General features: G+C 68.4%; 19 protein-coding genes, 2 tRNA genes and 1 pseudogene. 14 read left to right on the forward strand and 8 right to left on the reverse strand.

Translation table 11 applies throughout. The annotated features are described in order from the left end of the window. Positions 1-65: 65 nt before the first annotated feature. Together ilvD and FXO18_RS00200 are read right to left on the reverse strand one after the other, a co-directional pair. A complete protein-coding gene (gene ilvD / locus FXO18_RS00195) occupies positions 66-1,907 on the reverse strand; it encodes a dihydroxy-acid dehydratase (protein ID WP_149359068.1) in 1,842 nt (613 codons plus the stop codon). A gap of 126 nt (positions 1,908-2,033) precedes the next feature. Continuing rightward, complete coding sequence (locus tag FXO18_RS00200; protein ID WP_149359069.1) at positions 2,034-2,495, reverse strand: PH domain-containing protein; 462 nt, start codon at positions 2,493-2,495, stop codon at positions 2,034-2,036. A 317-nt stretch (positions 2,496-2,812) separates the two neighbouring features. Here FXO18_RS00200 and FXO18_RS00205 point away from each other — a divergent pair, with 317 nt between their 5' ends. The 3 genes from FXO18_RS00205 to ilvC all read left to right on the forward strand — a co-directional run bounded on the left by FXO18_RS00205 (position 2,813) and on the right by ilvC (position 6,438). Next, a complete protein-coding gene (locus FXO18_RS00205) occupies positions 2,813-4,822 on the forward strand; it encodes an acetolactate synthase large subunit (RefSeq protein ID WP_149359070.1) in 2,010 nt (669 codons plus the stop codon). Further along, positions 4,819-5,322, forward strand: a complete 504-nt coding sequence (ilvN, locus tag FXO18_RS00210) for an acetolactate synthase small subunit (protein ID WP_149359071.1) — start codon at positions 4,819-4,821, stop codon at positions 5,320-5,322. The genes FXO18_RS00205 and ilvN overlap by 4 nt, the downstream gene beginning before the upstream one ends. 102 nt (positions 5,323-5,424) lie before the next feature. After that, positions 5,425-6,438 carry a ketol-acid reductoisomerase gene (gene ilvC / locus FXO18_RS00215; RefSeq protein WP_149359072.1) on the forward strand — a complete coding sequence of 338 codons (1,014 nt, stop codon included), beginning with the start codon at positions 5,425-5,427 and terminating at the stop codon, positions 6,436-6,438. Between the two features lie 93 nt (positions 6,439-6,531). Here ilvC and FXO18_RS00220 read toward each other — a convergent pair whose 3' ends face one another. After that, positions 6,532-7,224, reverse strand: coding sequence for a chymotrypsin family serine protease (locus FXO18_RS00220; RefSeq protein ID WP_149359073.1), 693 nt, complete (start codon positions 7,222-7,224; stop codon positions 6,532-6,534). Between the two features lie 204 nt (positions 7,225-7,428). Between FXO18_RS00220 and serA the strand changes: the two genes are divergently transcribed. Both serA and FXO18_RS00230 read left to right on the forward strand, forming a co-directional pair. Beyond that, positions 7,429-9,024 (forward strand): phosphoglycerate dehydrogenase, encoded by a 1,596-nt coding sequence (serA, locus tag FXO18_RS00225; protein ID WP_149359074.1) that lies wholly within the window; start codon positions 7,429-7,431, stop codon positions 9,022-9,024. A 61-nt stretch (positions 9,025-9,085) separates the two neighbouring features. After that, positions 9,086-10,099, forward strand: a complete 1,014-nt coding sequence (locus tag FXO18_RS00230) for a 3-isopropylmalate dehydrogenase (protein ID WP_149359075.1) — start codon at positions 9,086-9,088, stop codon at positions 10,097-10,099. A gap of 26 nt (positions 10,100-10,125) precedes the next feature. On the opposite strand, the gene FXO18_RS00235 is transcribed toward FXO18_RS00230, so the two are convergent. Then, positions 10,126-11,361, reverse strand: a complete 1,236-nt coding sequence (locus FXO18_RS00235) for an MFS transporter (protein ID WP_149359076.1) — start codon at positions 11,359-11,361, stop codon at positions 10,126-10,128. Between the two features lie 112 nt (positions 11,362-11,473). On the opposite strand from FXO18_RS00235, the gene FXO18_RS00240 reads away from it, so the two are divergent. The 4 genes from FXO18_RS00240 (at position 11,474) to FXO18_RS00255 (ending at position 14,200) form a co-directional block, all read left to right on the forward strand. After that, positions 11,474-12,259: a fumarylacetoacetate hydrolase family protein gene (locus FXO18_RS00240; protein ID WP_149359077.1), complete on the forward strand. Its 786-nt coding sequence runs from the start codon at positions 11,474-11,476 to the stop codon at positions 12,257-12,259. Positions 12,260-12,372: 113 nt separating this feature from the next. Beyond that, the gene (gene gltX, locus FXO18_RS00245) at positions 12,373-13,851 is read left to right on the forward strand and encodes a glutamate--tRNA ligase (protein WP_149359078.1); all 1,479 of its coding nucleotides are present in this window, start codon (positions 12,373-12,375) and stop codon (positions 13,849-13,851) included. A 104-nt stretch (positions 13,852-13,955) separates the two neighbouring features. After that, a tRNA-Gln gene (locus FXO18_RS00250) sits at positions 13,956-14,027 on the forward strand. A 100-nt stretch (positions 14,028-14,127) separates the two neighbouring features. Continuing rightward, positions 14,128-14,200, forward strand: a tRNA-Glu gene (locus FXO18_RS00255). Between the two features lie 342 nt (positions 14,201-14,542). Here the strand turns inward: FXO18_RS00255 and FXO18_RS00260 are convergent. Continuing rightward, positions 14,543-15,244, reverse strand: a complete 702-nt coding sequence (locus FXO18_RS00260) for an IclR family transcriptional regulator (protein WP_149359079.1) — start codon at positions 15,242-15,244, stop codon at positions 14,543-14,545. Positions 15,245-15,440: 196 nt separating this feature from the next. Between FXO18_RS00260 and leuC the strand changes: the two genes are divergently transcribed. From leuC to FXO18_RS16235, 3 genes and pseudogenes are all read left to right on the forward strand, one after another. Continuing rightward, positions 15,441-16,883, forward strand: a complete 1,443-nt coding sequence (gene leuC, locus FXO18_RS00265) for a 3-isopropylmalate dehydratase large subunit (RefSeq protein ID WP_149359080.1) — start codon at positions 15,441-15,443, stop codon at positions 16,881-16,883. 81 nt (positions 16,884-16,964) lie between these two features. After that, positions 16,965-17,567 carry a 3-isopropylmalate dehydratase small subunit gene (gene leuD, locus FXO18_RS00270; RefSeq protein WP_149359081.1) on the forward strand — a complete coding sequence of 201 codons (603 nt, stop codon included), beginning with the start codon at positions 16,965-16,967 and terminating at the stop codon, positions 17,565-17,567. A 136-nt stretch (positions 17,568-17,703) separates the two neighbouring features. After that, positions 17,704-18,315: pseudogene (locus FXO18_RS16235) on the forward strand (HU family DNA-binding protein); the annotation flags it as partial. Between the two features lie 513 nt (positions 18,316-18,828). Here the strand turns inward: FXO18_RS16235 and FXO18_RS00280 are convergent. The 3 genes from FXO18_RS00280 to cofC all read right to left on the reverse strand — a co-directional run bounded on the left by FXO18_RS00280 (position 18,829) and on the right by cofC (position 22,773). Further along, positions 18,829-19,770 (reverse strand): NUDIX hydrolase, encoded by a 942-nt coding sequence (locus FXO18_RS00280; protein WP_149359083.1) that lies wholly within the window; start codon positions 19,768-19,770, stop codon positions 18,829-18,831. Positions 19,771-19,772: 2 nt separating this feature from the next. Beyond that, positions 19,773-21,935 carry an RNA degradosome polyphosphate kinase gene (locus FXO18_RS00285; protein WP_149360016.1) on the reverse strand — a complete coding sequence of 721 codons (2,163 nt, stop codon included), beginning with the start codon at positions 21,933-21,935 and terminating at the stop codon, positions 19,773-19,775. Between the two features lie 103 nt (positions 21,936-22,038). Further along, the gene (gene cofC, locus FXO18_RS00290; RefSeq protein ID WP_187774111.1) at positions 22,039-22,773 is read right to left on the reverse strand and encodes a 2-phospho-L-lactate guanylyltransferase; all 735 of its coding nucleotides are present in this window, start codon (positions 22,771-22,773) and stop codon (positions 22,039-22,041) included. A 120-nt stretch (positions 22,774-22,893) separates the two neighbouring features. On the opposite strand from cofC, the gene FXO18_RS00295 reads away from it, so the two are divergent. Then, a complete protein-coding gene (locus FXO18_RS00295; protein ID WP_149359085.1) occupies positions 22,894-23,892 on the forward strand; it encodes an NAD(P)H-dependent glycerol-3-phosphate dehydrogenase in 999 nt (332 codons plus the stop codon). Positions 23,893-23,943: 51 nt separating this feature from the next. Beyond that, positions 23,944-25,059: a D-alanine--D-alanine ligase family protein gene (locus FXO18_RS00300; protein WP_149359086.1), complete on the forward strand. Its 1,116-nt coding sequence runs from the start codon at positions 23,944-23,946 to the stop codon at positions 25,057-25,059. Positions 25,060-25,071: the final 12 nt, after the last annotated feature.

Raw genomic sequence — 25,071 nt, forward strand, 5'->3', positions numbered from 1 at the left:
GCCTTCGACGGCGGCGGGGCGGGAAGCTGGATGCTTCCCGCCCCGCCTTTTCTCGTCGAGGGTGGCTACCGGACCTCGCGCACCGCGCCCCGATCGGCGGAGGTGGCGAGCGCTGCATAGGCGCGCAGCGCCATGGTGACGGGGCGCTGGCGGTCCTTGGGCTGCCAGGGGCGCTCGGACGCCTCCATCTTGGCGCGGCGGGCCGCGAGCTCCTCATCGTCGATGAGCAGCTCTAGGGCACGGGTGGTGACATCGATAAGGATCTGGTCACCGTCCTCGATGAGCCCGATCGTCCCGCCCGCCGCCGCCTCGGGGGAGATGTGGCCCACCGAGATGCCGGAGGTGCCGCCGGAGAATCGTCCGTCGGTGATCAGCGCGCACTTCGCGCCGAGGCCCGCGCCCTTGAGGAATGCCGTCGGGTGCAGCATCTCCTGCATGCCAGGACCGCCTGCGGGGCCCTCGTAGCGGACGACGATGATCTCGCCGGGCTGGACGACGCGCTGCAGGATGATCGACACGGCCTCCTCCTGGCTCTCCACCACGCGCGCGGGGCCCTGGAAGCGCCATAGGGACTCGTCGATGCCGGCTGTCTTGATGACCGCGCCACGGGGAGCGATGTTGCCGCGCAGCACCGCGAGCCCGCCGTCCTTGGTGTAGGCATGCTCGATGTCGCGGATGCAGCCGCCCGCGGCGTCGGTGTCCAGTGACGACCAGCGGTTGGAGGTGGAGAACGGCTCGGTGGTGCGCACGCCGCCGGGCGCGGCGTGGAACAGCTCCATGGCTTGCTCGGTGGCGGTGCCGGAGCGGATGTCCCACTCGTCGAGCCAGGCGCCGAGGCTCGGGGCGTGCACGGCGGGAAGGGAGTCATCGATGAGGCCGCCGCGGCGCAGCTCACCGAGGATCGCAGGGATGCCACCAGCCCGGTGCACGTCCTCCATGTGGTAGTCGGAGTTGGGGGAGACCTTGGCCAGGCACGGCACCTGTCGGCTGATGGCGTCGATGTCCTCGAGCGCGAAGGCCACCTCGCCCTCCTCGGCGGCAGCGAGGATGTGCAGGACGGTGTTGGTCGATCCGCCCATCGCGACGTCGAGCGCCATGGCGTTGCGGAACGCGGTGGGAGTGGCGATGCTGCGCGGCAGCACGGACTCGTCGCCATCGCGGTAGTAGCGGGTGGCTGCCTCCACGATCACGGTGCCTGCCCGCTCGAACAATGCGCGGCGCGCGGAGTGCGTGGCGAGGGTGGAGCCGTTGCCGGGCAGCGCGAGACCGAGCGCCTCGGTGAGGCAGTTCATGGAGTTGGCGGTGAACATGCCGGAGCAGGAGCCGCACGTGGGGCAGGCGGAGCGCTCGACCTCGTCGAGGCCCTCGTCGGCGATGGCGCTGTTGGCGCTCGCTGAGATGGCGGTGACGAGGTCGGTGGGGGCGTGGGTGATCCCCTCGACGACGACGGCCTTGCCTGCCTCCATCGGGCCGCCAGAGACGAAGACGGTGGGGATGTTCAGGCGCATCGCGGCATTGAGCATGCCGGGGGTGATCTTGTCGCAGTTGGAGATGCACACCAGCGCGTCGGCGGTGTGCGCGTTGACCATGTACTCGACGGAATCGGCGATGATCTCGCGGCTCGGGAGCGAGTAGAGCATGCCGCCGTGGCCCATCGCGATGCCGTCATCGACGGCGATGGTGTGGAACTCGCGCGCGACGCCACCGGCTTCGCGGACGGCTTCGGCAACGATCTCGCCGAGGTTCTTCAGGTGCACGTGGCCGGGGACGAACTGGGTGTAGGAGTTCGCGATGGCCACGATGGGCTTGCCGAAGTCGGAATCGGTCATGCCGGTGGCGCGCCACAGGGCGCGGGCCCCGGCGGCGTTGCGGCCGATGGTCGTGGTGCGTGATCTCAAGGGGGGCATCGGTTGGTCCTTGGCTCAAGGTAGTGACAGGTGGGGGCCGGATCCTCGGGGCTTGCGTACATCAAGGCTGGCGGGATCCGGGCTGGCGCGCTGGCACGTTCGGGCGTGGTCGTGCCCGGGCGGGGTCTAGCCGGGGGCGTCCTCGGGATCGGCGGTCGCGGTGGAGCGGGCTTTCTCCTGCTCGGCGCGATGGGTCGCCTCGATGTCCGGGATGAGTCCGTTGCTCAGCGGCGTGATGCTGGGCAGGTCCTCAAGGGTCACGGCGGGCAGCGGTACGTGCTCGCCGGAGCGCAGGACGGCGCGGGCGGAACGAAGCCTGGGGAAGGTAAGCCCCTTGATCTCGTCCCATGCCACGGTACGTGTTCTCAGCATCGTTCGTGTTCTGAGGCCGGTCTCGGATACCCTGGTCTGTACTCGCAGGATCCATACCGCGAGGATGATGGGTGCCGCTAGCAGCCAGCCAAACAGGCGTGGCGCGGTAGCGGCGACGAGTGCGACGCAGCAGGCGAACAACAGGACGCCGAGCAGCGCGAGGCGTGAGACGCGGATGATCCGTGCGTGCGATTCCGGTGGCTTTGCATTGGGCACTCGTCCATACTCCCATCCCACCGCAACCGTCTTACCATGTGGGACGATCAGTGGTTTCGTTTGACGCTATGCGTAGGTTTTCACTAACGTCGGGTGCATGAATCGAACTGAGGTACTCGTACTCGCTGGGCGCGTCGCCGCCTGAGTGGGATTACGGAACACTCACGAGAGACGACGCGCACCCTCGTTTCGCAGAGACCTGCGAGCGGGGGTTTTTTGATGCCCGCAGTTAGGATTCATGTAACGCCCAGGCGCGGTGACCACGATGACGTCCCCGTGATTGGTACAAGCCCGAGAACTAGCCAGAGGAACTTGCAGTGAGTGCACCGACAGCACGGCCAACACCAGGCCCGCAGCCAGGACATCTCGCCGCGGGCAGCACCGCGGGTCACAGTGGCGACAGCGGTGGTGCCCAGGCCGAGCACGGTTCCGGGGCCACCCCGGCAAGCCTGCCCAGCACCCGGCCCGGTACCCCCGAGAGGATGACGGGCGCGCAAGCGGTGGTCCGGAGCCTCGAGGAGCTCCACGCCGACATCGTGTTCGGCATCCCCGGTGGCGCCATCCTGCCCGTCTACGACCCGATGCTCGACTCCCGCAAGGTCCGCCACGTGCTGGTCCGCCACGAGCAGGGCGCGGGCCACGCGGCCACGGGGTACGCGCAGGCCACGGGCAAGGTCGGTGTGTGCATGGCCACCTCTGGCCCCGGCGCGACGAACCTCGTCACCCCGCTCGCCGATGCCTACATGGACTCGGTGCCGGTGGTGGCGATCACCGGGCAGGTCGCGCGCCCGCTCATCGGGACCGACGGCTTCCAGGAAGCTGACATCTCCGGCATCACCATGCCAGTCACCAAGCACAACTTCCTCGTCACCGAGGGCGATGACATCCCGCGCATCATCGCCGAGGCATTCCACCTCGCGGCGACCGGCCGACCGGGCCCCGTCCTCGTCGATATCCCGAAGGATCTCCTGCAGGGCCAGATGAGCTTCTCCTGGCCGCCGGAGATGCACCTTCCCGGCTATCGCCCCGTCACCAAGCCGCACGGCAAGCAGGTCCGCGAGGCAGCCCGCCTGATCGCTGCCGCCGAGCATCCCGTGCTCTATGTCGGTGGCGGCGTGATCAAGTCCGAGGCATCCGCGGAGCTGCTCGTCCTCGCTGAGCTGACCGGCATCCCCGTGGTGACCACCCTGATGGCCCGGGGCGCGTTCCCCGACAGCCATGACCTCAACCTCGGCATGCCTGGCATGCACGGCACCGTCGCGGCGGTCGCGGCCCTGCAGCGCAGCGACCTGCTCATCACGCTCGGTGCCCGCTTCGATGATCGCGTCACCGGGCAGCTCTCCACCTTCGCCCAGGGCGCCAAGGTCATCCACGCGGACATCGACCCGGCGGAGATCGGCAAGAACCGTCATGCCGATGTGCCGATCGTCGGTGACTGCAAGGAGGTCATCACCGAGCTGACCGAGGTGATCCGCGCGGACCGCGAGAGCGGGCGCGTCCCCGACCTCACCGCGTGGTGGCGCTACCTCGATGGGATCCGCAAGACCTTCCCGCTGAGCTATGGGCCGCAGAGCGATGGCTCCCTGTCGCCCGAGTACGTCATCGAGCAGCTCGGCAAGCTCGCGGGGCCCGAGGCTGTCTATGTGGCGGGTGTCGGCCAGCACCAGATGTGGGCCGCGCAGTTCGTCAAGTACGAGAAGCCCCGCACCTGGCTGAACTCCGGGGGGCTCGGCACCATGGGCTACTCCGTCCCGGCGGCCATGGGCGCCAAGATGGGGATGCCCGACACCGAGGTGTGGGCCATCGATGGTGATGGTTGCTTCCAGATGACCAACCAGGAGCTCGCGACCTGCGCCATCGAGGGCGTGCCGATCAAGGTCGCGCTCATCAACAACGGCAACCTCGGCATGGTGCGGCAGTGGCAGACCCTCTTCTACGGGGAGCGCTACTCCAACACGGACCTGTCCACGCACTCGCTGCGGATCCCGGACTTCGTCAAGCTCTCCGAGGCGCTCGGCTGCGTCGGCATCCGGGTCGACAAGGAGGAGGACGTGATCCCCGCCATCAAGAAGGCGCAGGAGATCAACGATCGTCCCGTCGTCATCGACTTCATCGTTGGTGCGGACGCGCAGGTGTGGCCCATGGTCGCCGCGGGCACCGGCAACGACGAGATCATGGCCGCGCGCGGCATCCGGCCGCTGTTCGACGATGATGAAGGCATCGGGGATTCCCCCGCAGCGATCCATCAGGTGATGCATACCGAGGACCAGGCCGTCGCGAGCAGCGACGCGCAGGACTCGGACGAGGCAGAAGGGGCCGATCAGTGAGAAGCAGTCACACGCTCAGCGTGCTCGTCGAGGACAAGCCTGGCGTTCTCGCGCGCGTGGCATCGTTGTTCTCCCGGCGCGGCTTCAACATCGAGTCCCTCGCGGTCGGGCCCACCGAGATCAAGGGCGTCTCGCGGATGACGATCGTCGTCGTCGTCGACGAGCAGCCGCTCGAGCAGGTCACCAAGCAGCTCAACAAGCTCATCAATGTCCTGAAGATCGTCGAGCAGGATCCTGCCGCGTCGGTCGCCCGGGAACTCGTCCTGATCAAGGTGCGCGCCGATGCAGCCGTGCGCGGCCAGGTCGTCGAGGTGGCCCAGCTGTTCCGGGCCAATGTCGTCGACGTCGCCCCGGAGTCGCTGACCATCGAGGCGACCGGCACCCAGGACAAGCTCGAAGCGCTTCTCAAGCTCCTCGAGCCCTATGGCATCCGCGAGATCGTGCAATCCGGGATCGTGGCGCTCGGGCGCGGACCGAAATCCATCACCGCGACCCGCTAGCCTTGACTACCCTGGATGCGGCCAGTCCAGCATCCAGGGAAATGCCTTACATCATGGTCGACGATTGTCGAGCATGCCCATAGCGAAGAAGGGAACTACCACGTGGCCGTCGAGATCTTCTATGACGATGATGCCGACCTCTCGATCATCCAGGGCCGCAAGGTCGCTGTCATCGGATACGGAAGCCAGGGGCATGCCCACTCGCTGAGCCTCCGCGATTCCGGCGTCGACGTGCGCATCGGCCTGAAGGAAGGCTCCAAGTCGCGCGCCAAGGCGGAGGAGCAGGGCCTGACCGTCCTCAGCCCCGCCGAGGCAGCAGCCTGGGCCGACGTCATCATGGTCCTCGCGCCCGATACCGCGCAGGCCTCCATCTACACCAATGACATCGAGCCCAGCCTCAAGGACGGCGACGCGCTGTTCTTCGGCCACGGCCTCAACATCCGCTTCGGCCTGATCAAGCCCCCGGCCAACGTCACCGTCGCGATGGTCGCGCCGAAGGGCCCCGGCCACCTCGTGCGCCGCCAGTTCACCGACGGCAAGGGCGTCCCCGCGCTCGTCGCCGTCGAGCAGGACCCGAAGGGCGAGGGCCTCGCGCTCGGACTGTCCTACGCCAAGGCCATCGGTGGCACCCGCGCAGGGGTCATCAAGACCACCTTCGCCGAGGAGACCGAGACCGACCTGTTCGGCGAGCAGGCCGTGCTGTGCGGTGGCACCGAGAAGCTCGTGCAGACCGGCTTCGAGGTCCTCATCGAGGCGGGCTACGCCCCCGAGATCGCGTACTTCGAGTGCCTCCACGAGCTCAAGCTCATTGTCGACCTCATGTACGAGGGCGGCATCGGTCGCATGAACTACTCGGTGTCCGACACCGCTGAGTTCGGCGGCTACCTGTCCGGCCCGCGCGTCATCGACGCCGACACCAAGGCCCGCATGAAGGACATCCTCGCCGACATCACCTCCGGCGAGTTCGTCAAGCGCCTCGTCGCCAACGTCGAGGGTGGCAACAAGGAGCTCGAGGGCCTCCGCAAGGAGAACGCCGAGCACCCCATCGAGGTCGTCGGCGCCAAGCTGCGCGGCCTGATGAGCTGGGTTGATCGGCCGATCACCGAGACTGCCTGATCCCCGTCACTGACGAGAATGCCCCCGGATCCGTAGGGATCCGGGGGCATTGTCATGCTGCCAGAGCCCGGCAGTAAAGCCGGGCCAGCATTGCTAGATCGGTCGGTATCCTGCTCCTACACCGCCGACGAAGCTGCTCTCGGCAAGGATCGCATCCATGTTGATGCTCACGTGCGGACCGGCGCAAGGGATGAGGAAGTAGGCACTGACCAGTCCGATCAGGCGGGTGCCCGAGGTGATGGGGCCGCCGGAATCACCCTCGGTGATGCACACGAAGCCATACTGCTCGGCGAAGACGGAATCCACGAAGAGGTTCACGCCGCATGTGTGGCCCGTGGTGCGTCCCTGCTTGCAGACGAGCTCGGGGAACGGAGCGGGCGCGCCGACATCGGTGATCGTGGTGCCGCCGACGGTGCGGGTCGGCGCCACGCGCGTCTCATCGAACTCGATGACCGCGTAGTCGAGCAGGGGATTGGTGCGGACGACGGTGCCTACCCGGCCGACCGAGGGGCGCTCCTCGGAGTGCACGGAGGAGCCAGGTCCTCCGCAGTGCGCGGCGGTGAACCCGACGAGGCGGCCCTGGCTGTCGCGGCCGATCGTGGTCAGCGAGCAGAGGTAGTCCCCGCCCACGATGATGCCCGAACCGCCCCCGAGCGTGGCCTTCGTGGTCTGCGCGCTCGCGCCGGGCAGCCCGACGAGCAGCATGGCGGCCAGCGCGACCAGGGCGATGACGAATCTTCTCAACCGGGGGCTCCTTCGCTCGATGTCAATCCGGGCCGACGCCATGACCTCGCGCGCGGCGGATTTTCGTTGAGACTACGTGACTGCATTGATATGCAGTCGTGATTAATGATCGTAACCCCATGGGGGTGCCTCGTGGCTGATCAACCACGCCCCGGCTCCACTAGGTGGGACGATGTGGAATGTGACCGGGCAGCCGACTAGGCTATCGGCGATCACAGCATCTAGAGACCCGAGGAGAGTTCGCAGGTGACCCAGTCAGGCCGTCCGGTAGTTCTAATCGCGGACAAGCTCGCCCCCTCGACAGTGGAAGCGCTCGGCGATGGAGTGGAGGTCCGCTGGGTCGATGGGCCCAACCGTGCCGAACTGCTCGCGGCCGCCCCCGAGGCTGATGCGCTGCTCGTTCGTTCCGCCACCACCGTCGACGAGGAAGTCCTCGCAGTGGCGTCGAAGCTCAAGATCGTCGCGCGCGCCGGCGTCGGGCTCGACAACGTTGATGTCCCCGCCGCGACCGCGCGAGGCGTCATGGTCGTCAACGCCCCCACCTCGAACATCCACAGCGCCGCAGAGCATGCCGTGGCGCTGATGATGGCCGCTGCCCGGCAGATCCCCGCGGCCGACAAGACGCTGCGCGACCACGAGTGGAAGCGCAGCAGCTTCAACGGCACCGAGATCTTCGGCAAGACCGTTGGCGTCGTGGGCCTCGGCCGCATCGGCCAGCTGTTCGCGCAGCGCGCTGCTGCTTTCGAGACGACCATGATCGCTTACGATCCCTACGTCTCCGCGGCCCGTGCCGGGCAGCTCGGCATCGAGCTCGTGTCCCTCGACGAGCTTCTCGAGCGCGCCGACATCATGTCGATCCACCTGCCCAAGACGCCAGAGACCAAGGGTCTCATCGGTGCCGCCGAGCTCGCGCGCACCAAGAAGGGCGTCATCATCATCAACGCCGCTCGCGGTGGCCTGATCGATGAGGGCGCGCTCGCGGACGCGATCACCAGCGGTCAGGTCCGTGGCGCCGGCATCGACGTGTATGCCTCGGAGCCCTGCACCGACAGCCCCCTGTTCGAGCTTCCCCAGGTCGTTGTCACCCCGCACCTCGGAGCCTCCACCGTCGAGGCGCAGGACCGTGCCGGCACCGACGTCGCCAAGAGCGTCCGGCTCGCCCTCGCTGGCGAGTTCGTTCCCGACGCGGTCAACGTCGCCGGCGGCGCGGTCGGCGAGGAGGTCGCGCCGTGGCTCGAGATCGTCCGCAAGCTCGGCGTGCTCGCCGGCGTCCTCAGCCCGGAGCTCCCCGCCAGCCTGTCCGTCGATGTGCGGGGCGAGCTGGCCAGCGAGGAGGTCGAGATCCTCGGCCTCTCCGCCGTTCGCGGCCTGTTCTCCGCGGTCATCGATGACTCCGTCACCTTCGTCAACGCGCCCGCGCTCGCCAAGGAGCGCGGCGTGACCGCCGAGGTGACCAAGGCCGCCGAGAGCCCCAACCACCGCAGCGTCGTCGACCTGCGCATGGTGCTCTCCGACGGCGAGATCATCAACGTATCCGGGACCCTGACCGGCCCGGCACGCGTCGAGAAGATCGTCAACATCAACGGGCGCAACTTCGAGATGCGCGCCGAGGGCATCAACCTGCTCGTGCACTACCAGGACCAGCCCGGCGCGCTCGGCAAGATCGGCACCCGCCTTGGCGAGGCCGGCGTGAGCATCCTCGCCGCGCAGCTGTCCCAGGATGCCGAGGGCCCCGGAGCGACAATCCTGCTCCGCCTCGACCGCGATGTGCCGCAGGAGACCGTGGATTCCATCGCCGCGGGCGTCTCTGCCTCGAACATCAAGGTCATCAACCTCGACTGATCACAACCACAGGGCCGGGTCCACCAGGGCCCGGCCCTGCTCGGGCAACGGGAAGGAATTCATGAAGCTCGCGGTCATCCCCGGCGACGGCATCGGACAGGAAGTCATCGCCGAGGCGCTCAAGGTCCTCGACAAGGTCTCGCCCGGCATCGACAAGACCACCTTCGATCTCGGTGCGCGGCGCTACAACGCCACCGGCGAGATCCTGCCGGATTCCGTGCTCGAGGAGATCCGCGAGCACGATGCCATCCTGCTCGGTGCGATCGGCGATCCGTCCGTGACCCCGGGGATCCTGGAGCGGGGCCTGCTCCTCAAGCTGCGCTTCGCGCTCGACCACCACGTGAACCTGCGCCCATCGAAGCTGTTCGACGGCGTCACCGGCCCGCTCGCTGGCAACAAGCCCATTGATGTCGTCGTGGTGCGCGAGGGGACCGAGGGCCCCTACATCGGCAACGGTGGCGCGCTGCGCGTCGGCACGCCCCATGAGGTCGCCACCGAGGTCAGCGTCAACACCCGGTTCGGCATCGAGCGAGTCGTCCGCTACGGCTTCGATCTCGCGATGCAGCGCAGCAAGCACGTCACGCTCGTGCACAAGACGAACGTGCTCACCTACGCCGGGTCGCTCTGGTCCCGCACCGTGGATGCGGTCGCGGCCGAGTACCCGGAGGTGGAGGTGGCCTACCAGCACATCGATGCCACCACGATCCACCTCGTGACCGATCCGAAGCGCTTCGACGTGATCGTCACCGACAACCTGTTCGGCGATATCATCACCGACCTCGCTGCGGCCGTCACCGGCGGGATCGGGCTCGCAGCAAGCGGCAACATCGATGCGAGCCGCGCCAACCCCAGCATGTTCGAGCCGGTGCATGGCAGCGCTCCGGACATCGCCGGGCAGCAGAAGGCAGACCCGACCGCAGCAATCCTGTCGGTGTCGTTGCTGATGGCCCACCTCGGGGACGATGAGGCGGCCGCGCGCATCGAGGCAGCGGTCGCCGCCGACCTTGCCAGCCGTGACGCATCCGCGCCCGCGACCACCAGCGAGATCGGGGACAGGATCGCCGCCGCCCTGTAGCGATCCTTGGCCGCTGGTGCTCGGCCTCACTGCCTCGTAGTGATGGTGCCGGGCACCAGCGGCACCGCGAGGAGGGCGAACACGGCGCTGCCAGCAAAGACCCACGGGAAGCCCCATTGCTCGGCGACGAGGCCCGCTACCGGGGGCACCGCGCTGGCCAGGGCATTCTGCGCGGTGTTGTGCAATCCCAGCACCCGTCCTCCCCAGAAAGGTCCGGCGATCTCCGCTGCCGCCGTGTAGGCCAGCCCGTTGTCCGCGACGGTGATGATGCTCGCCGCGACAAGGACTACGAGCGCTACGGTGGTCGCGCCCACCATGTCGGCCACCGCGAGCAGGAGCATCACGACCACCGCCGCGATAGCAACGATCCGCATCGGCCTGGTGCGCGACCCGGCCCGGTCCGACCACGCCCCCGCGGCCACCCGGCCCGCCGCGCCCGCGAGCTGCGTGAGACCAACGAATACGCCCGCAGCGAGGGGCGAGAAGCCCTGATCGCTGATCAGCCACACCATCGCCAGGCTCCACAGGGTGAACTGCGGCACCACGAGCAGGACGGCCGCGGCATGCACCCGCATCAGGCCCGTTCCCTGCTTGTAGGGGGAGCGGCGCAAGGCGATGGCCTCGGTTGAGCCCGCGCGAGGACGCAGCGGGTCATGGGCCCAGCGGGCCAGCACTCCGACCGACGCCAGGCAGGCCGCGGCCGCGACCGCGAGCACTGCTGCCACGCCGGAGTGGTCCGCCGTCACGGGCACCACCACGGCTGCTGCCGCGACCCCGAGCGGTTGCGCCATCTGGCGCAGGCCCATCGCGAGGCCGCGCTGCTCGGCGGGGAACCAGCCGACGACCAGCCGCCCGCTCGCCGCGTTGGCGCTGGCCGCGGCGATGCCGGCGAGGAACAGCACGGCCGCGATGGATGCGGGGTGCATGGTCGCGCCGAGCGTTCCGCCGCGCAGGGCTACGGCGAGCGCTGGGGCTCCCGTGGCGAAGGTGCCGAGCATCATTCCCGCGAGGAGGATGCCGCGCTCGCCGAGCCGGTCGACGAGCGTGCCCCAGGCCACCAGCGTGAGCATCAGTCCCGCTGTGGGGGCCGCAGCGATCGCGCCGGCCTGGCCGAGGCCGAGCCCATAGGGCCCATCGGCGGCGTGCAGGTGGGGGATGAGGAACGCGCCGATGCCCACGAGGAGCGCTGAGGTGGTCTGCGCGAGTGTTCCCGCGGCGAGCACGCGCCATTTCGTTGCGGGATCGTGGGCATCGACGCTCATCGCCGCTCCTAGAATGTGGGACTACGGTCCTAGCATGTGAACTTCACTGCTGGGAACGCTAGCACCCGGGCGCCGGTGCCGCTAGCCCACCGCACCCGCTACCCTTGACCGCATGCGTCTAGGCCGAGTAGCAACCCCCGACGGCGTCGCCTTCGTCTCCGTGGACGGCGACCCCATCGCAGACCCGAGCACCGCCACCGTCCGCGAGATCGCCGAGCATCCCTTCGGCGAGCCCACCTACACGGGCAGGAGCTGGAACCTGCCGGACGTGCGGATGCTCGCCCCGATCCTCTCCAGCAAAGTCGTGTGCATCGGCAAGAACTACGCCGCCCACGCGGCCGAGATGGGAGGCGCGCCACCGGAGGAGCCGGTCATCTTCATGAAGCCCTCCACATCCATCACCGGGCCGGGAGCGCCGATCCTGCTTCCTCCCGCGTCCGCCGAGGTCCACTACGAGGGCGAGCTTGCCGTGGTGATCGGTCGCCCCTGCCGCGATGTGCCCGCGGCCCGCGCCAAGGACGTCATCCTCGGCTACACCGTGGCCAACGACGTCACGGCCCGGGACCTCCAGCGCCGCGATGGGCAATGGACCCGTGCCAAGGGGTTCGACTCGTTCTGCCCGCTCGGCCCCTGGATCGTCACCGACCTCGACCCATCTGACCTGCGCATCCACACCGAGCTCGACGGCGCGACCATGCAGGACAGCCGGACTTCGCTGCTCGTCCACTCGATCCCTGAGCTCGTCGAATGGGTATCGCGCGTGATGACACTGCTCCCCGGCGATGTCATCCTGACCGGGACGCCCGAGGGAGTCGGACCGATCCGCGCGGGGCAAAGCGTCTCCGTCACCATCGAACGGATCGGCACTCTCACCAATACCGCGCAAGACCGCCCATGAGCAATAGCGGACACTGAACACCTAGCCCCTGCGCGCCCAGGCAGGCGCGCCCAGCCCCCTAGGTCCCTCGTGCCCGGGGCCGCGCCGCACCATCCCGATCATCGAAGAGAGCCATGAATACTCCTGTCAGTCCTGTCCGAGTCCGGTTCTGCCCGTCGCCCACCGGCACCCCGCACGTCGGACTCATCCGGACCGCCCTGTTCAACTGGGTGTTCGCCCGCCACCATGGCGGCGACTTCGTCTTCCGCATCGAGGACACCGACGCCCAGCGCGACAGCGAGGAGTCCTACCTCGCGCTGCTCGACGCGATGCGCTGGCTCGGCCTCGACTGGGACGAGGGCCCGGAGATCGGTGGCCCCTTCGAGCCCTACCGCCAGTCCGAGCGGCGCGAGCTCCACCTCGATGTGGTGCGCCAGCTCCTCGAGGCCGATGAGGCCTACGAGTCCTTCTCCACCCCGGCAGAGGTCGAGGCGCGCCACAAGGCAGCTGGGCGCGACCCCAAGCTCGGCTACGACAATCACGACCGCGATCTCACCGACGCGCAGCGCGATGCCTTCCGCGCCGAGGGCCGCCAGCCCGTGATCCGGCTGCGCATGCCCGCCACCGACATCACGTGGAACGACCTCGTGCGCGGAGAGATCACCTTCAAGGCCGGCACCGTGCCCGACTTCGCGATCACCCGCGGCAACGGCGATCCGCTCTACACGCTCGTCAATCCCGTCGATGACGCGACCATGCGCATCAGCCACGTGCTGCGCGGCGAGGACCTCCTGTCCTCCACGCCGCGCCAGATTGCCCTCTACAACGCCCTCCAGCGCATCGGAGTGGCCGAGTCCGTCCCCGAGTTCGGCCACCTGCCCTACGTGATGGGGGAGGGCAACAAGAAGCTCTCCAAGCGTGATCCCCAGTCCAACGTCTTCCTCCACCGCGAGCGCGGCTTCATCCCCGAGGGCTTGCTCAACTATCTCTCGCTGCTCGGCTGGAGCATCTCCGGGGACCGCGACATCTTCTCCCTCAACGAGATGGTCACCGCCTTCGACATCGCCGAGGTCTCGGCCAACCCCGCGCGCTTCGACCAGAAGAAGGCCGACGCGATCAACGCCGAGCACATCCGGCTGCTCGAGCCCGAGGACTTCGCGCAGCGTCTCCGCGCATTCCTCACCGAGCGGTTCGGGCTGCCCGCGAGCATCCCCGACGAGGAGTTCGCCATCGCGGCAGACCTCGTGCAGACCCGCATCGTCGTGCTCGAGGACGCCTGGGGGCTCCTGCGCTTCCTCTACGTCGACGAAGCGGACTTCGCGATCGATCCCGCTGCCGCGCGGAAGAACCTCAAGCCGGAGAGCGCGCCCGTGCTCGATGCCGCGATCGCCGCGCTCGACGGACTGGCCAACTGGGAGACCGCCGCCATCGAGGCCGCGCTGAAGGCCGCGCTCATCGAAGGGCTCGAGCTCAAGCCGCGGGTCGCTTTCGGCGCCGTGCGCGTCGCGGCGACCGGATCACACATCAGCCCGCCGTTGTTCGAGTCCCTCGAGCTGCTCGGCCGCGATCGCACGCTCTCCCGGCTCCGATCAGCGCAAAAATCGCTCTCCTGACCAGCTGATTTGGTCAAACCGGTGGTGGGTTTGCTAACCTGTTCATCGGTTTGGGGCGCAGGCGCTCGGCCTCCACGGTCAAGCTCGTCTTCGCCCCAATGCTTTGGGGTATGGTGTAATTGGCAACACAGCTGATTCTGGTTCAGCCGTTCTAGGTTCGAGTCCTGGTACCCCAGCTTGCTCGCGCAGCAGCCGATTTGGTTGCCGGACGATCACCAGTTATGCTGGCTGAGCTTCCAAGCGAGCGAACAAGGAACGGCAACGTTCTGAAGTCCTGGCCCCGTCGTCTAGCGGCCTAGGACGCCGCCCTCTCAAGGCGGTAGCGCGGGTTCAAATCCCGTCGGGGCTACAGTGAGATCTCTCCGGGGATCACGCAAGGGCCGGACCCTTTCAAGGGTCCGGCCCTCTTGCTATTTCTGGGGTGTTCTGCGGAAGCACTCGACGCTCGCGCGCGTGGAGCTACCCGCAGCGAGTCGGAGAGGGCTGCCGCCTTCGCGGGCTTGCCGTTGCCCGCGGCCGCCGTAGAACTGCCACCCTTACGGGCTTGCCGCCACGGATAGCTCACAGGTGCCACCAATACTTCGGTGGCGGCTGAGCTCAGGGATGGCAGGAGCAGGCCACGGGTGGCAGCTGTGCGGGCAGGCGGCGCAGGTTTAGAGAGCCCGCCCCGGCAAGCCCGGCATCCCGACGGTCAGAGGCGCTTCTGGATGGCGTCCGCTGCGGCCAGGAGGTCCGCGGCCCAGCGCGCGCCAGGCTTGCGGCCCATGCGGTCGATGGGGCCGGAGACGGAGATGGCGGCGATGACCGCGCCGTTGCCATCGCGGATGGGAGCGGCGACGCTCGCCACCCCGGACTCGCGCTCGGCGATGGACTGCGCCCAGCCGCGGCGGCGAACCTCGCTGAGGGTGCGATCGGTGTACTTCGCCTCGGCGAGCAGCGCGCGCTGCACGGGCAGGTCGGCCCAGGCGGCGAGAACCTTGGCGCCCGAGCCGGCGGTCATGGGCAGGCGCGCGCCCACGAGGACGGTGTCGCGCAGGCCGGTGGGCGGTTCCATGGAGGCGATGCAGATTCGGTCGAGCCCGTCGCGGCGGTAGACCTGCACGCTCTCGCCGGTGATCTCGCGCAGCCGGGGCAGCACGTAGGAGGCGGCGTCGACGAGGGTGTCCTTGGCGGTCGCGGCGAGCTCGGCGAGGGCGGGCCCGGGCGCCCAGAGCCCTTGCGCGTTGCGGATGAGCAACCGATGGGTCTCGAGCCCCACGGCGAGGCGATGCGCGGTGGCCCTGGGCAGGCCCGTTCGCTCGCAGAGTAGGCTGAGGTTGCATGGTTCGTCTGCCACTGCGTGCAGAACGGTCATGGCTTTGTCGAGAACTCCAATGCCGCTATGCTGTCTCACAAGACGATATTAGCGTTCCGAATGGTGAGATTTCTAGTGGTTGCGAGAAACGGCCAGGCATCTCCCGGAAAGAGCGCCCCTGACACAGCATGCGGCGGTGCGACCGTGCTGCCGCTAGGAGCAAGGCCGGGCCCTGGTTCGCGCACAGCCCACCGCGCGATCCCTGGAGCCCGAACCAGGATGAGGTGGAATCGACATGGCACACACATCGTCGGCGCAACCACGCCCCCGCACGATGGCGGAGAAGGTCTGGGAGGACCACGTCGTCGTGCATGGCAGCGGCGAGGGCGCCTCCCGCGAGCCCGATCTGATCTACATCGACCTGCACCTCGTGCACGAGGTGACCAGCCCGCAGGCCTTCGACGGCCTGCGCCTCGCTGGGCGCCCGGTGCGGCGTCCTGACCTCACCATCGCCACCGAGGACCACAACGTCCCCACCATCGATATCGACAAGCCCATCGCGGACATGGTCTCGCGCACCCAGGTCGAGACGCTGCGCCGCAACTGCGAGGAGTTCGGGGTGCGCCTGCACCCGATGGGCGACCTCGAGCAGGGCATCGTGCACGTCGTCGGCCCGCAGCTCGGCCTCACCCAGCCCGGCATGACCGTGGTGTGCGGCGATAGCCACACCTCCACCCACGGCGCGTTCGGCTCCCTCGCCATGGGCATCGGCACCTCCGAGGTCGAGCACGTGCTCGCCACCCAGACGCTTCCGCTGCGCCCGTTCAAGACGATGGCCATCAACGTCGACGGCGATCTCGCGCCCGGCGTCACCAGCAAGGACATCATCCTCGCGGTGATCGCGAAGATCGGCACCGGCGGTGGCCAGGGCTACGTCCTCGAGTACCGCGGCAGCGCCATCCGAGCCCTGTCGATGGAAGCCCGCATGACTATCTGCAACATGTCCATCGAAGCCGGAGCCCGCGCGGGCATGATCGCCCCGGACGCGACGACCTACGAGTTCATCAAGGGCCGCCCGCACGCGCCCCAGGGCGATGACTGGGACGCTGCCGTCGCCGCCTGGGACCAGCTCCGCACCGATGAGGGCGCGGAGTTCGACCAGGAGGTCTATCTCGACGCTTCCACCCTCGCCCCGTTCGTCACCTGGGGCACCAACCCGGGCCAGGGCGTCCCGCTGAGCGAGGCCGTCCCCGACCCCGAATCGTTCCTCGACGAGGGCAGCCGGTACTCGGCGGCGAAGGCGCTCGACTACATGGGCCTCACCGCCGGGACCCCGATGCGCGAGATCCCGGTCGATGCCGTGTTCGTCGGCTCCTGCACCAACGGTCGCATCGAGGACCTGCGCGCGGTCGCCGAGATCCTCGAGGGACGCACTGTCGCGCCGAGCGTACGCATGCTCATCGTGCCCGGCTCGATGCGGGTCCGCGCCCAGGCGGAGAAGGAAGGCCTTGGCAAGATCTTCGAGGCCGCTGGGGCCGAGTGGCGGCAGGCGGGATGCTCGATGTGCCTGGGCATGAACCCCGACCAGCTTGCCCCGGGGGAGCGATGCGCCTCCACCTCGAACCGCAACTTCGAGGGGCGCCAGGGCAAGGGCGGGCGCACCCATCTCGTCTCGCCGCTCGTCGCCGCCGCCACCGCGGTGCGCGGAACCCTCGCCTCCCCCTCGGACCTCGACTGAGCAGTCGGTCGGCAGAACAGCTCCACGACCGCTACAGCCAGACGAAGCACCAGCCCGACGAAGCCACGCAAGGAACACACCATGGAAGCCTTCACCACCCACACGGGAATCGGCGTCCCGCTGCGCCGCTCGAACGTCGACACCGATCAGATCATCCCGGCCGTCTACCTCAAGCGCGTCACCCGCACCGGGTTCGAGGATGGGCTCTTCGCCGCCTGGCGCAACGACCCCTCCTTCATCCTCAACATCCCGCCCTACGATCGCGGATCCGTCCTGGTGGCAGGACCTGACTTTGGCACCGGATCCTCCCGCGAGCACGCCGTGTGGGCATTGTCGAACTATGGCTTCCGCGTGGTCATCTCGTCACGGTTCGCCGACATCTTCCGCGGGAACTCCGGCAAGCAAGGACTCCTCGCCGCCGAGGTCGAGCAGGGCGACGTCGAGCTGCTGTGGAAGACCCTCGAGGAGCAGCCCGGACTGGAGATCACCGTCGATCTCGAGACGCGCACCATCACTGCGGGAACGCTCGTGCTGACCTTCAGCATCGACGATTACACCCGGTGGCGGCTGCTCGAAGGCCTTGATGACATCGGGCTGACGCTGCGCCACGAGGCGGCCATCGAGGAGTTCGAGAAGACGCGGCCGACGTGGAAGCCGCTCACGCTGCCTGCCCGCACGGAGTGATCCTGCTGCGCAACGCGACGAATTATGCCGTCTGCGCACACGAGTTTCACTGTGGCACATAGACTCGGAGTGATCACGGAACTACCGTGAACACTGGGGCCGGAGCCACCGGGGCCAGACTGTGCGGAGGCAAGGTATGAACAAGGCGGATCTCGTCGATGCCCTCACCCAGAAACTGGGCACGGATCGGCGCAATGCATCGCAAGCCGTCGAATCGGTCGTCGACCTGATCGTGCGGGCAGTACATGCCGGAAAGACCGTGACCATCACGGGATTCGGCGTCTTCGAACAGCGCAAGCGGGCCGCCCGCGTCGCGCGGAACCCCCGCACCGGCGAGACCGTGCGCGTCGAGCCCACGAGCGTTCCGTCGTTCCGGCCGGGAGCCCAGTTCAAGGCGCTCGTCGCTGGCGAGGCGGAACTGCCCGAGGAAGGCCCCGCCGTGAAGCGTGGCGCCGGGGCATCCAGTGAGAAGGCAGCCCTTCCGGAGGCGGCGCGCGCCACCGTCGTCAAGGCGCCGCGCAAGTCCGCGACGAAGGCTGTCGAGGCGGGCAAGCAGTCCAGCGGGAGCGGCAGTACCCCGGCCAAGAAGGCTCCCGCGAAGAAGGCGCCCGCCAAGGCTGCCGCCGCCAAGAAGGCGCCCGCCAAGAAGGCACCCGCACGGAAGACGACTGCGAAGCCATCCAGCGAAGCACCTGCCAAGGCGCCCGCCGCGAAGAAGGCGCCCGCGCGCAAGGCCCCGGCGAACAAGTCCGTACCAAGCACACCGGCCCCGAGCACCACAGCCAAGGAGCCTGCCAACAATCCCGCCGCTTCCGGGCCCACCACGAAGCCCCCTGCCGCCAAGCCGCCGGCTGCGAGGAAGGCACCCGCTAAGAAGGCACCGGCGAAGGCCGCTGCCGGGGAGGGCCTCGGCCCGTCGAAGAAGGCACCCGCGAAAAGGGCTCCAGCCAAGAAGGCGCCAGCCAAGAGCGCGGCGAGCGAGACAGCGGGTCCAGCCTCGTCGCCCGCCAAGAAGGCTCCAGCGCGCAAGGCACCGGCCAAGGGGACGGGCGCCGGGTCCTCCGGCACCAGCACTGCCCCGGGCGAGGAGTCGTCGAGCTAGCGGTCACCGCTTGCGCGAGCCTCGCACCGGCACCATCACCGAACGTGCCCAGCCCAGTGGAAACTTTTCCTCCTCCAAGCGGGAAAAGTTTCCACTGTTGCGCGTTCAGCTACCGGAGATGCGCGGCGGAACCCCCGCGCCCGAAGCGCTTCGAGGAACCTACGTGGTGCTGAGCGCTGTGCCGGACATCGGCGAGGCCAGGTAGTCAGCCGTGATGAGGTAGCCGTCGAGGAGGGTAAGCACCCACAGGCTGGCTTTCTCGTTCTCCGCGGGCGGCAACGGGATGCCGCTGCGCTGAGCGAGCCACTCGGTGAGGTGGGGGATGACGCCTCCCTGGCTGCAGAGCACGCGGGTGCCCGGTTCCTTGGCAAGCTCGAGGAGCCGCTGCTGGGCGGCCTTGGGGTCTTCCCGGTACGCCTCCTCGGTCAGCGTGGGCTCGATGATGATGTCGGTCCGCAGCTCGTCGGCGATGGGTGAGACGGTCTGGGTGCAGCGGACCCGGTCGGCGGAATGCACGTCCGTGACGCCAAAAGCCAGAAAGTGCAGCAGCAGCGCCTCGGCCTGCGCGCGTCCGGTCGCGTCGAGGGGCCGCTGGGTGTCATCGCCGATGAAGTCCTCGCGGCTGCCCGCGCTGGCGTGCCGCACGATCAGCAGGGTCGTGACGTCGATGGCTGCCTTGGTGAAGGTCTTGATGACGCGGCGATCAAGGTTGTAGCTGACCTTCTTGAAGGCCTTGTCGATATCGAGCCACAGCAACTGGTCGCATTCCTCGTTGGGCGCGAACGCGCCGTGGAGGGCCTCGGCGGACCAGTAGTCGACTTCCTTGCGCTTGGCGTCCTTGAGCGGGTAGGAGACCCGGATGAGGTGGCGCCCGAGGCGGGGAACGAAGCCGGTTTCCTCAGCGATCTCGCGGGCCGCGGCGACCGCTGGCGTCTCCCCGGGGTCGAGCTTGCCCTTGGGCAGTGACCAGTCGTCATACCGGGGTCGATGGATGACGGCGATCTCGATGCGGTTGTGGGTGGGGTTGTGGCGCCACAGCACAGCACCGGCCGCGAGGACGCTGGACTTGTCCTTCTTTTTCTTCCGGGACCCTGACGCCATGCCTACGAGCCCTGGGCCAGATGCCGGCGGATCATCTCTTCCTGGTGGTCGCGGACCTGCTCGCCATCGGCCGGAGCAGCCACCCAGTTGCCGTCCGCGCCGAGCACCCAGCAGCGAGTGGTGGGATCGAGCGCGGACTCGAAGAGGTCGTTGATCTGCTTGGTGATGCGGGGGTCGGTGACGCGCAGCAGGACCTCGATGCGCCGGTCGAGGTTGCGGTGCATCATGTCGGCGCTGCCTATCCAGAACTCGTCGCCGCCGCGGAACTGGAGGATGCGGGAATGCTCGAGGAAGCGTCCAAGGATCGAGCGGACGTGGATGCTCTCGCTGAGGCCGGGTACGCCGGGCTTGAGCGCGCAGATGCCGCGCACGACGATATCGACATGCACCCCTGCCTGCGAGGCGCGATAGAGCGCGTCGATGACTTGCTCGTCGACGAGGGCGTTGGCCTTGAGCCGGATGCCCGCGGGCTGTCCCGCCCGATGGAGCTCGATCTCCCGTTCGATGCGGCTGATGATGCCACCGCGGATGCCGGAGGGGGCTACGAGCAGGTTGCGGTATTGCTCGACGCGCGAGTAGCCGGTGAGCGAGTTGAACAGGTCGGTGAGGTCGGAGCCGATCTCGGGGGCGGCAGTGAGGATGCCGACGTCCTCGTAGAGGCGCGCGGTCTTGGGGTTGTAGTTGCCGGTGCCGATGTGGCAGTAGCGGCGGATCGTCGGTCCCTCGCGGCGCACGACGAGGCAGGTCTTGCAGTGTGTCTTGAGGCCAACGAGGCCGTAGACGACGTGCACGCCGGCTTGTTCTAGCTTGCGGGCCCACTTGATGTTGGCCTGCTCGTCGAACCGCGCCTTGATCTCCACCAGCGCCACAACCTGCTTGCCAGCCTCCGCGGCATCGATGAGCGCGTTGATGATGGGGGAGTCGCCGGAAGTGCGGTAGAGGGTCTGCTTGATCGCGAGGACCTGGGGGTCGGCGGCTGCTTGCTCGACGAATCGCTGGACGCTCGTGGAGAACGAGTCGTAGGGGTGGTGGACGAAGACATCGCCCTCGCGGAGGGTGGCGAAGACACTTTTGGGCGTCTCGCGTTCTCCGAACGCCGGGTGGGTGGCGGGAACGAAGGGCTTGTCCTTGAGCGCGGGCCGATCGACGCTGTAGACCTGCCACATGCTCGAGAGGTCGAGCAGCCCGGGGACATGCACGACGTCGCCCGGGTCGACATCGAGCTCGCGCAGCAGCAGCTCGAGCATGCGCTCGGTCATGTCGTCGGAGACCTCGAGCCGCACGGGCGAGCCGAAGCGGCGGCGGGCAAGCTCGCGCTCGAGGGCCTGCAGGAGATCCTCGTCGCGATCCTCCTCGACCTCGAAGTCCGCGTTGCGGGTGATGCGGAACGCGTGGTTCTCCAGGATCTCCATGCCGTGGAACAGCACGTCGAGGTGGGCGCCGATGAGCTCCTCCACCGGCAGGAACGCCACCGTATCGGGCTCCTCCACGGGCACCTTGACGAAGCGGGAGACGTTGTCGGGCACCTTGACCCGCGCGAAGTGCTGCCCGGCGGCGTGGTCGCGGACGGTGACCGCGAGGTTGAGGCTCAGGCCGCTGATGTAGGGGAACGGGTGCGCGGGATCCACGGCGAGCGGGGTGAGCACGGGGAACACCTGGTCATGGAAGTACTTCGTCATGGCCTTGCGCTGCTCATCGGTCAGCTCGGCCCAGGCAACGAGGAGAATGCCCTCGCCGGCGAGCGCGGGGCGCACCTGGTCCATGAAGACGCGCGCGTGCTTGTTGGCGAGCTCCTGCGTGCGGGTAGCGATCAGGCCGAGCTGCTCGCGCGGGGACAAGCCGTCCGCGGACCGCACGGAGAGGCCCGTCTCGTCGCGGCGCTTGAGCCCGGCCACGCGCACCATGTAGAACTCGTCGAGGTTGGAGGCGAAGATCGCGAGGAACTTGGCGCGCTCGAGCAGTGGGATGGAGGAATCCTCGGCGAGGCTGAGCACCCGTGAGTTGAAGTCCAGCCAGCTGAGCTCGCGGTTGAGGTAGCGATCGGTGGGCAGGCCCTCGGGGGCCGATTCCGCTGCGGTCGCTGCGGGCGGCGCGGACGGGATGACATGCACGGGGGCGTTGGGCGCGGCAGGGGCCTCGGGGTCGAGCGCGAGGCCATCGGGCAGGGGGTTCCGCTCGGTCCGCTCTTCACCGCCGGCGGGGCCATTGCTAGCGCTGCGGCCTGGGGCCGGGGCAGGTGAGGTGTTCGCGCGATCATCCACACCCCGATCATTCCAAATTGTGGCGCCACAGCAAGTTGGTTGGTGCCCGATCTGTCTGAACATCTGGTGATTTCTTCGCGACATGCCCGAATAGCGGCAAAGATCCCAGGATTTCGGCCGTGAAACGGCCCACACCGAGAGCGCGCGCAGCCTCGATGTCGGCGAAGCTATCGATATCGGTGCGCAGGCCGGGCGCGGGCACGGCGAGATCAACGGCTCCATCGAGGCCGTGCGACCGTGCTGAATCAGGCCCGAAGCGGAATCGCGGGGCCCGGTCCGGCGGGTGGACGAGCATGGTGCTGCCGCGGCCGTGGCGGTCCGCGACCACCACCGTGGCGCCCTCCGCCGCGCACTGGTCGAGGGCGGACTCGATCTCGCTGGTTCGTGCCGCGGGCAGATCGGCATGCACGACAGCCATCACGTTTCCGCGCCTGCGGGCGAGCCGGGCCGCGCCGGCGAGGAGCATGTTCAGCCGCGCCTCCGGTTCCGCCCGTGAAGGCGTGGCCCCGTGCGCGGCGAGGCACGTGGCCTCATCGAGGATGCGGGCGCCGTGGCCGCGGGCGGCGCGCGCGATTGCCTCGGATCCCGCGATCACCGCGACCGATCCGACCGCTGCGCTGCCGGCCAGCGTGGCGAGCACATCGTTGAGCATGGCCTCGGCGAGCCAGGAGCGTTCCGCGGGGCCGAGGCGCGGCCCGAGCCGGGACTTGGCGCGCGACCAGTCCTTCGCCGGGACAAGCACGTCTACCATGGTCGGGCCCCGGGGTGTTGTCGTGGCGATCTACCACGGTCGCCCTGGGGTGCTGGCAGAATGCCGACACAGGAGCATGGCGTAGCGCGCGAGACACGGAAGTGGGTTTTCATGACCAAAGCTGCAGTGATGGGCTCGGGATCGTGGGGCACGGCATACGCCAAGGTCCTCGCCGATGCCGGTACGGACGTCATGATGTGGGCGCGCCGCCCGGAGCTCGCTGGGTGCATCGAGTCGCGGAACGAGAACAAGGACTACCTTCCTGGCATCATCCTGCCGGAGCGCCTGCACGCCACGGCCGACCCCGCTGTGGCGCTCGCCGACGCGGACATCGTGGTGTTGGCGGTTCCGTCGCAAACACTACGCGGCAACCTCGAATCGTGGAAAGAACTGGTGCCGCTGGATGCCACGCTGATGAGCCTGGCCAAGGGCGTGGAGAGCGAGACGCTGCTGCGCATGAGCCAGGTCATCGCCCAGGTCCTCAAGGCCGACGCCTCGCGGGTCGCGGTGCTCTCGGGGCCGAACCTCGCGCGCGAGGTCGCTGAGGGGCAGCCTGCGGCGACGGTCATCGCGTGCCCGGACTCGGCGCGGGCCATCGCGCTCCAGAAGGCCTGCCACACCGGCTATTTCCGGCCCTATACCAACACTGATGTGATCGGCTGCGAGATCGGCGGCGCCTGCAAGAACGTGATCGCACTGGCATGCGGCATGGCATCGGGAGTCGGGCTGGGGGAGAACACGATCGCCTCGATCATCACCCGGGGGCTCGCGGAGATCACCCGGCTCGGGGTCGCGCTCGGCGCGAATCCCTCGACGCTCGCGGGGCTCGCCGGGGTGGGCGACCTCGTCGCGACATGCTCGTCTCCGCTGTCGCGCAACCGCAGCTTCGGCGAGGCACTCGGCCGGGGCGGCTCGATGGAGGACGCGCAGCGCGCGGCCCACGGGCAGGTGGCCGAGGGCGTGAAGTCATGCACGTCGGTGCGGGCGCTGGCCAACAGCTACGGGGTGGATATGCCCCTGACCAACGCGGTGCACCAGGTATGCCACGAGGGGCAAGCGGTGCTCGATGCGGTGCAGCAGTTGCTGGGCCGCTCCACGAAATCCGAGTAACAGCCGCGCCTCTCGCCCCGTCCCGGCGATGGTCCGGGTAGCGTTGGGCCCGTGGCTGAGGATCGGATTCGCGTAGCTGTTGTATTTGGTGGCCGCAGTGCCGAGCACCCCGTGTCGTGCGTGTCGGCGGGGAGCGTGCTGCGACACATCGACCGGGAGCGCTTCGAGGTGGTCCCCATCGGCATCACCAGGGAGGGCACCTGGGTGCAGGGCGTGACCGATCCCGCCCAGCTGGTCATCGCCAACAAGACGCTGCCCTCGGTGGATCCCGCCGGGGGCGAGCTCGCGCTGTCGCCGTCCCCCGCGCGCAAGGGCGAGATCGTCGCGCTCGATGGTGAGGCCATCGGAACCGTGCTGTCCACCGTCGATGTCGTCTTCCCGATCCTGCACGGGCCCTATGGCGAGGATGGCACGGTGCAGGGCCTGCTCGAGCTCGCGGGCGTGCCCTACGTGGGCCCCGGGGTGCTCGCGAGCGCAGCGGGCATGGACAAGGAGTTCACCAAGAAGCTCCTGGCGGCCGAGGGGCTGCCGGTCGGGCGGCAGGTCGTGCTCAGGCCGGGCGTGGCCACCCTCGCCGATCAGGAGCGCGAGCTCATCGGCCTGCCCGCGTTCGTCAAGCCCGCCCGTGGCGGCTCCTCCATCGGGATCTCCCGCATCACGAGCTGGGAGGATCTGGACGCAGCGATCGCGGAGGCCCGCGCGCACGACCCCAAGGTGATCGTCGAGGCCGGGATCGTGGGCCGCGAGGTGGAGTGCGGGGTGCTCGAGTTCGCCGACGGCCGGGTCGAGGCCAGCGTCATCGCCGAGATCCGGCTGCCCGATAGCCACGTCGGGGATGCCGAAGGTGGCGCGTTCTACGACTTCGAGACGAAGTACATCAACGACGTCACCGAGTTCGATGTCCCGGCGAGCCTCGACGACGCGACGACGAAGGACATCCAGCGCATCGCCATCGAGGCGTTTCACGCGCTCGGCTGCCAGGGACTCGCCCGGGTGGACTTCTTCGCGACCGAGGATGGCCCGGTGATCAACGAGATCAACACGATGCCGGGGTTCACCTCGATCTCGCTGTATCCGCGCGTGTGGGCCGAGACGGGCGTGGAGTACTCGCGGCTGATCTCCACGCTGATCGAGACGGCGCTCGCCCGCGGGACCGGCTTGCGCTGATCCGGGCTCGTC

The organism is Lolliginicoccus suaedae (assembly GCF_008312885.1).
Classification (GTDB): Bacteria; Actinomycetota; Actinomycetes; order Mycobacteriales; family Mycobacteriaceae; genus Lolliginicoccus; species Lolliginicoccus suaedae.

Excerpts from the sequence above, each read along its gene's own strand:
- gltX (WP_149359078.1), top strand. The coding sequence starts at position 12,373 with ATGAATACTCCTGTCAGTCCTGTCCGAGTCCGGTTCTGCCCGTCGCCC.
- FXO18_RS00230 (WP_149359075.1), top strand. The coding sequence starts at position 9,086 with ATGAAGCTCGCGGTCATCCCCGGCGACGGCATCGGACAGGAAGTCATC.
- FXO18_RS00295 (WP_149359085.1), top strand. The coding sequence starts at position 22,894 with ATGACCAAAGCTGCAGTGATGGGCTCGGGATCGTGGGGCACGGCATAC.
- leuD (WP_149359081.1), top strand. The coding sequence starts at position 16,965 with ATGGAAGCCTTCACCACCCACACGGGAATCGGCGTCCCGCTGCGCCGC.
- FXO18_RS00220 (WP_149359073.1), bottom strand. The coding sequence starts at position 7,224 with ATGGCGTCGGCCCGGATTGACATCGAGCGAAGGAGCCCCCGGTTGAGA.
- leuC (WP_149359080.1), top strand. The coding sequence starts at position 15,441 with ATGGCACACACATCGTCGGCGCAACCACGCCCCCGCACGATGGCGGAG.
- FXO18_RS00235 (WP_149359076.1), bottom strand. The coding sequence starts at position 11,361 with ATGAGCGTCGATGCCCACGATCCCGCAACGAAATGGCGCGTGCTCGCC.
- ilvD (WP_149359068.1), bottom strand. The coding sequence starts at position 1,907 with ATGCCCCCCTTGAGATCACGCACCACGACCATCGGCCGCAACGCCGCC.
- FXO18_RS00240 (WP_149359077.1), top strand. The coding sequence starts at position 11,474 with ATGCGTCTAGGCCGAGTAGCAACCCCCGACGGCGTCGCCTTCGTCTCC.
- FXO18_RS00280 (WP_149359083.1), bottom strand. The coding sequence starts at position 19,770 with ATGGCGTCAGGGTCCCGGAAGAAAAAGAAGGACAAGTCCAGCGTCCTC.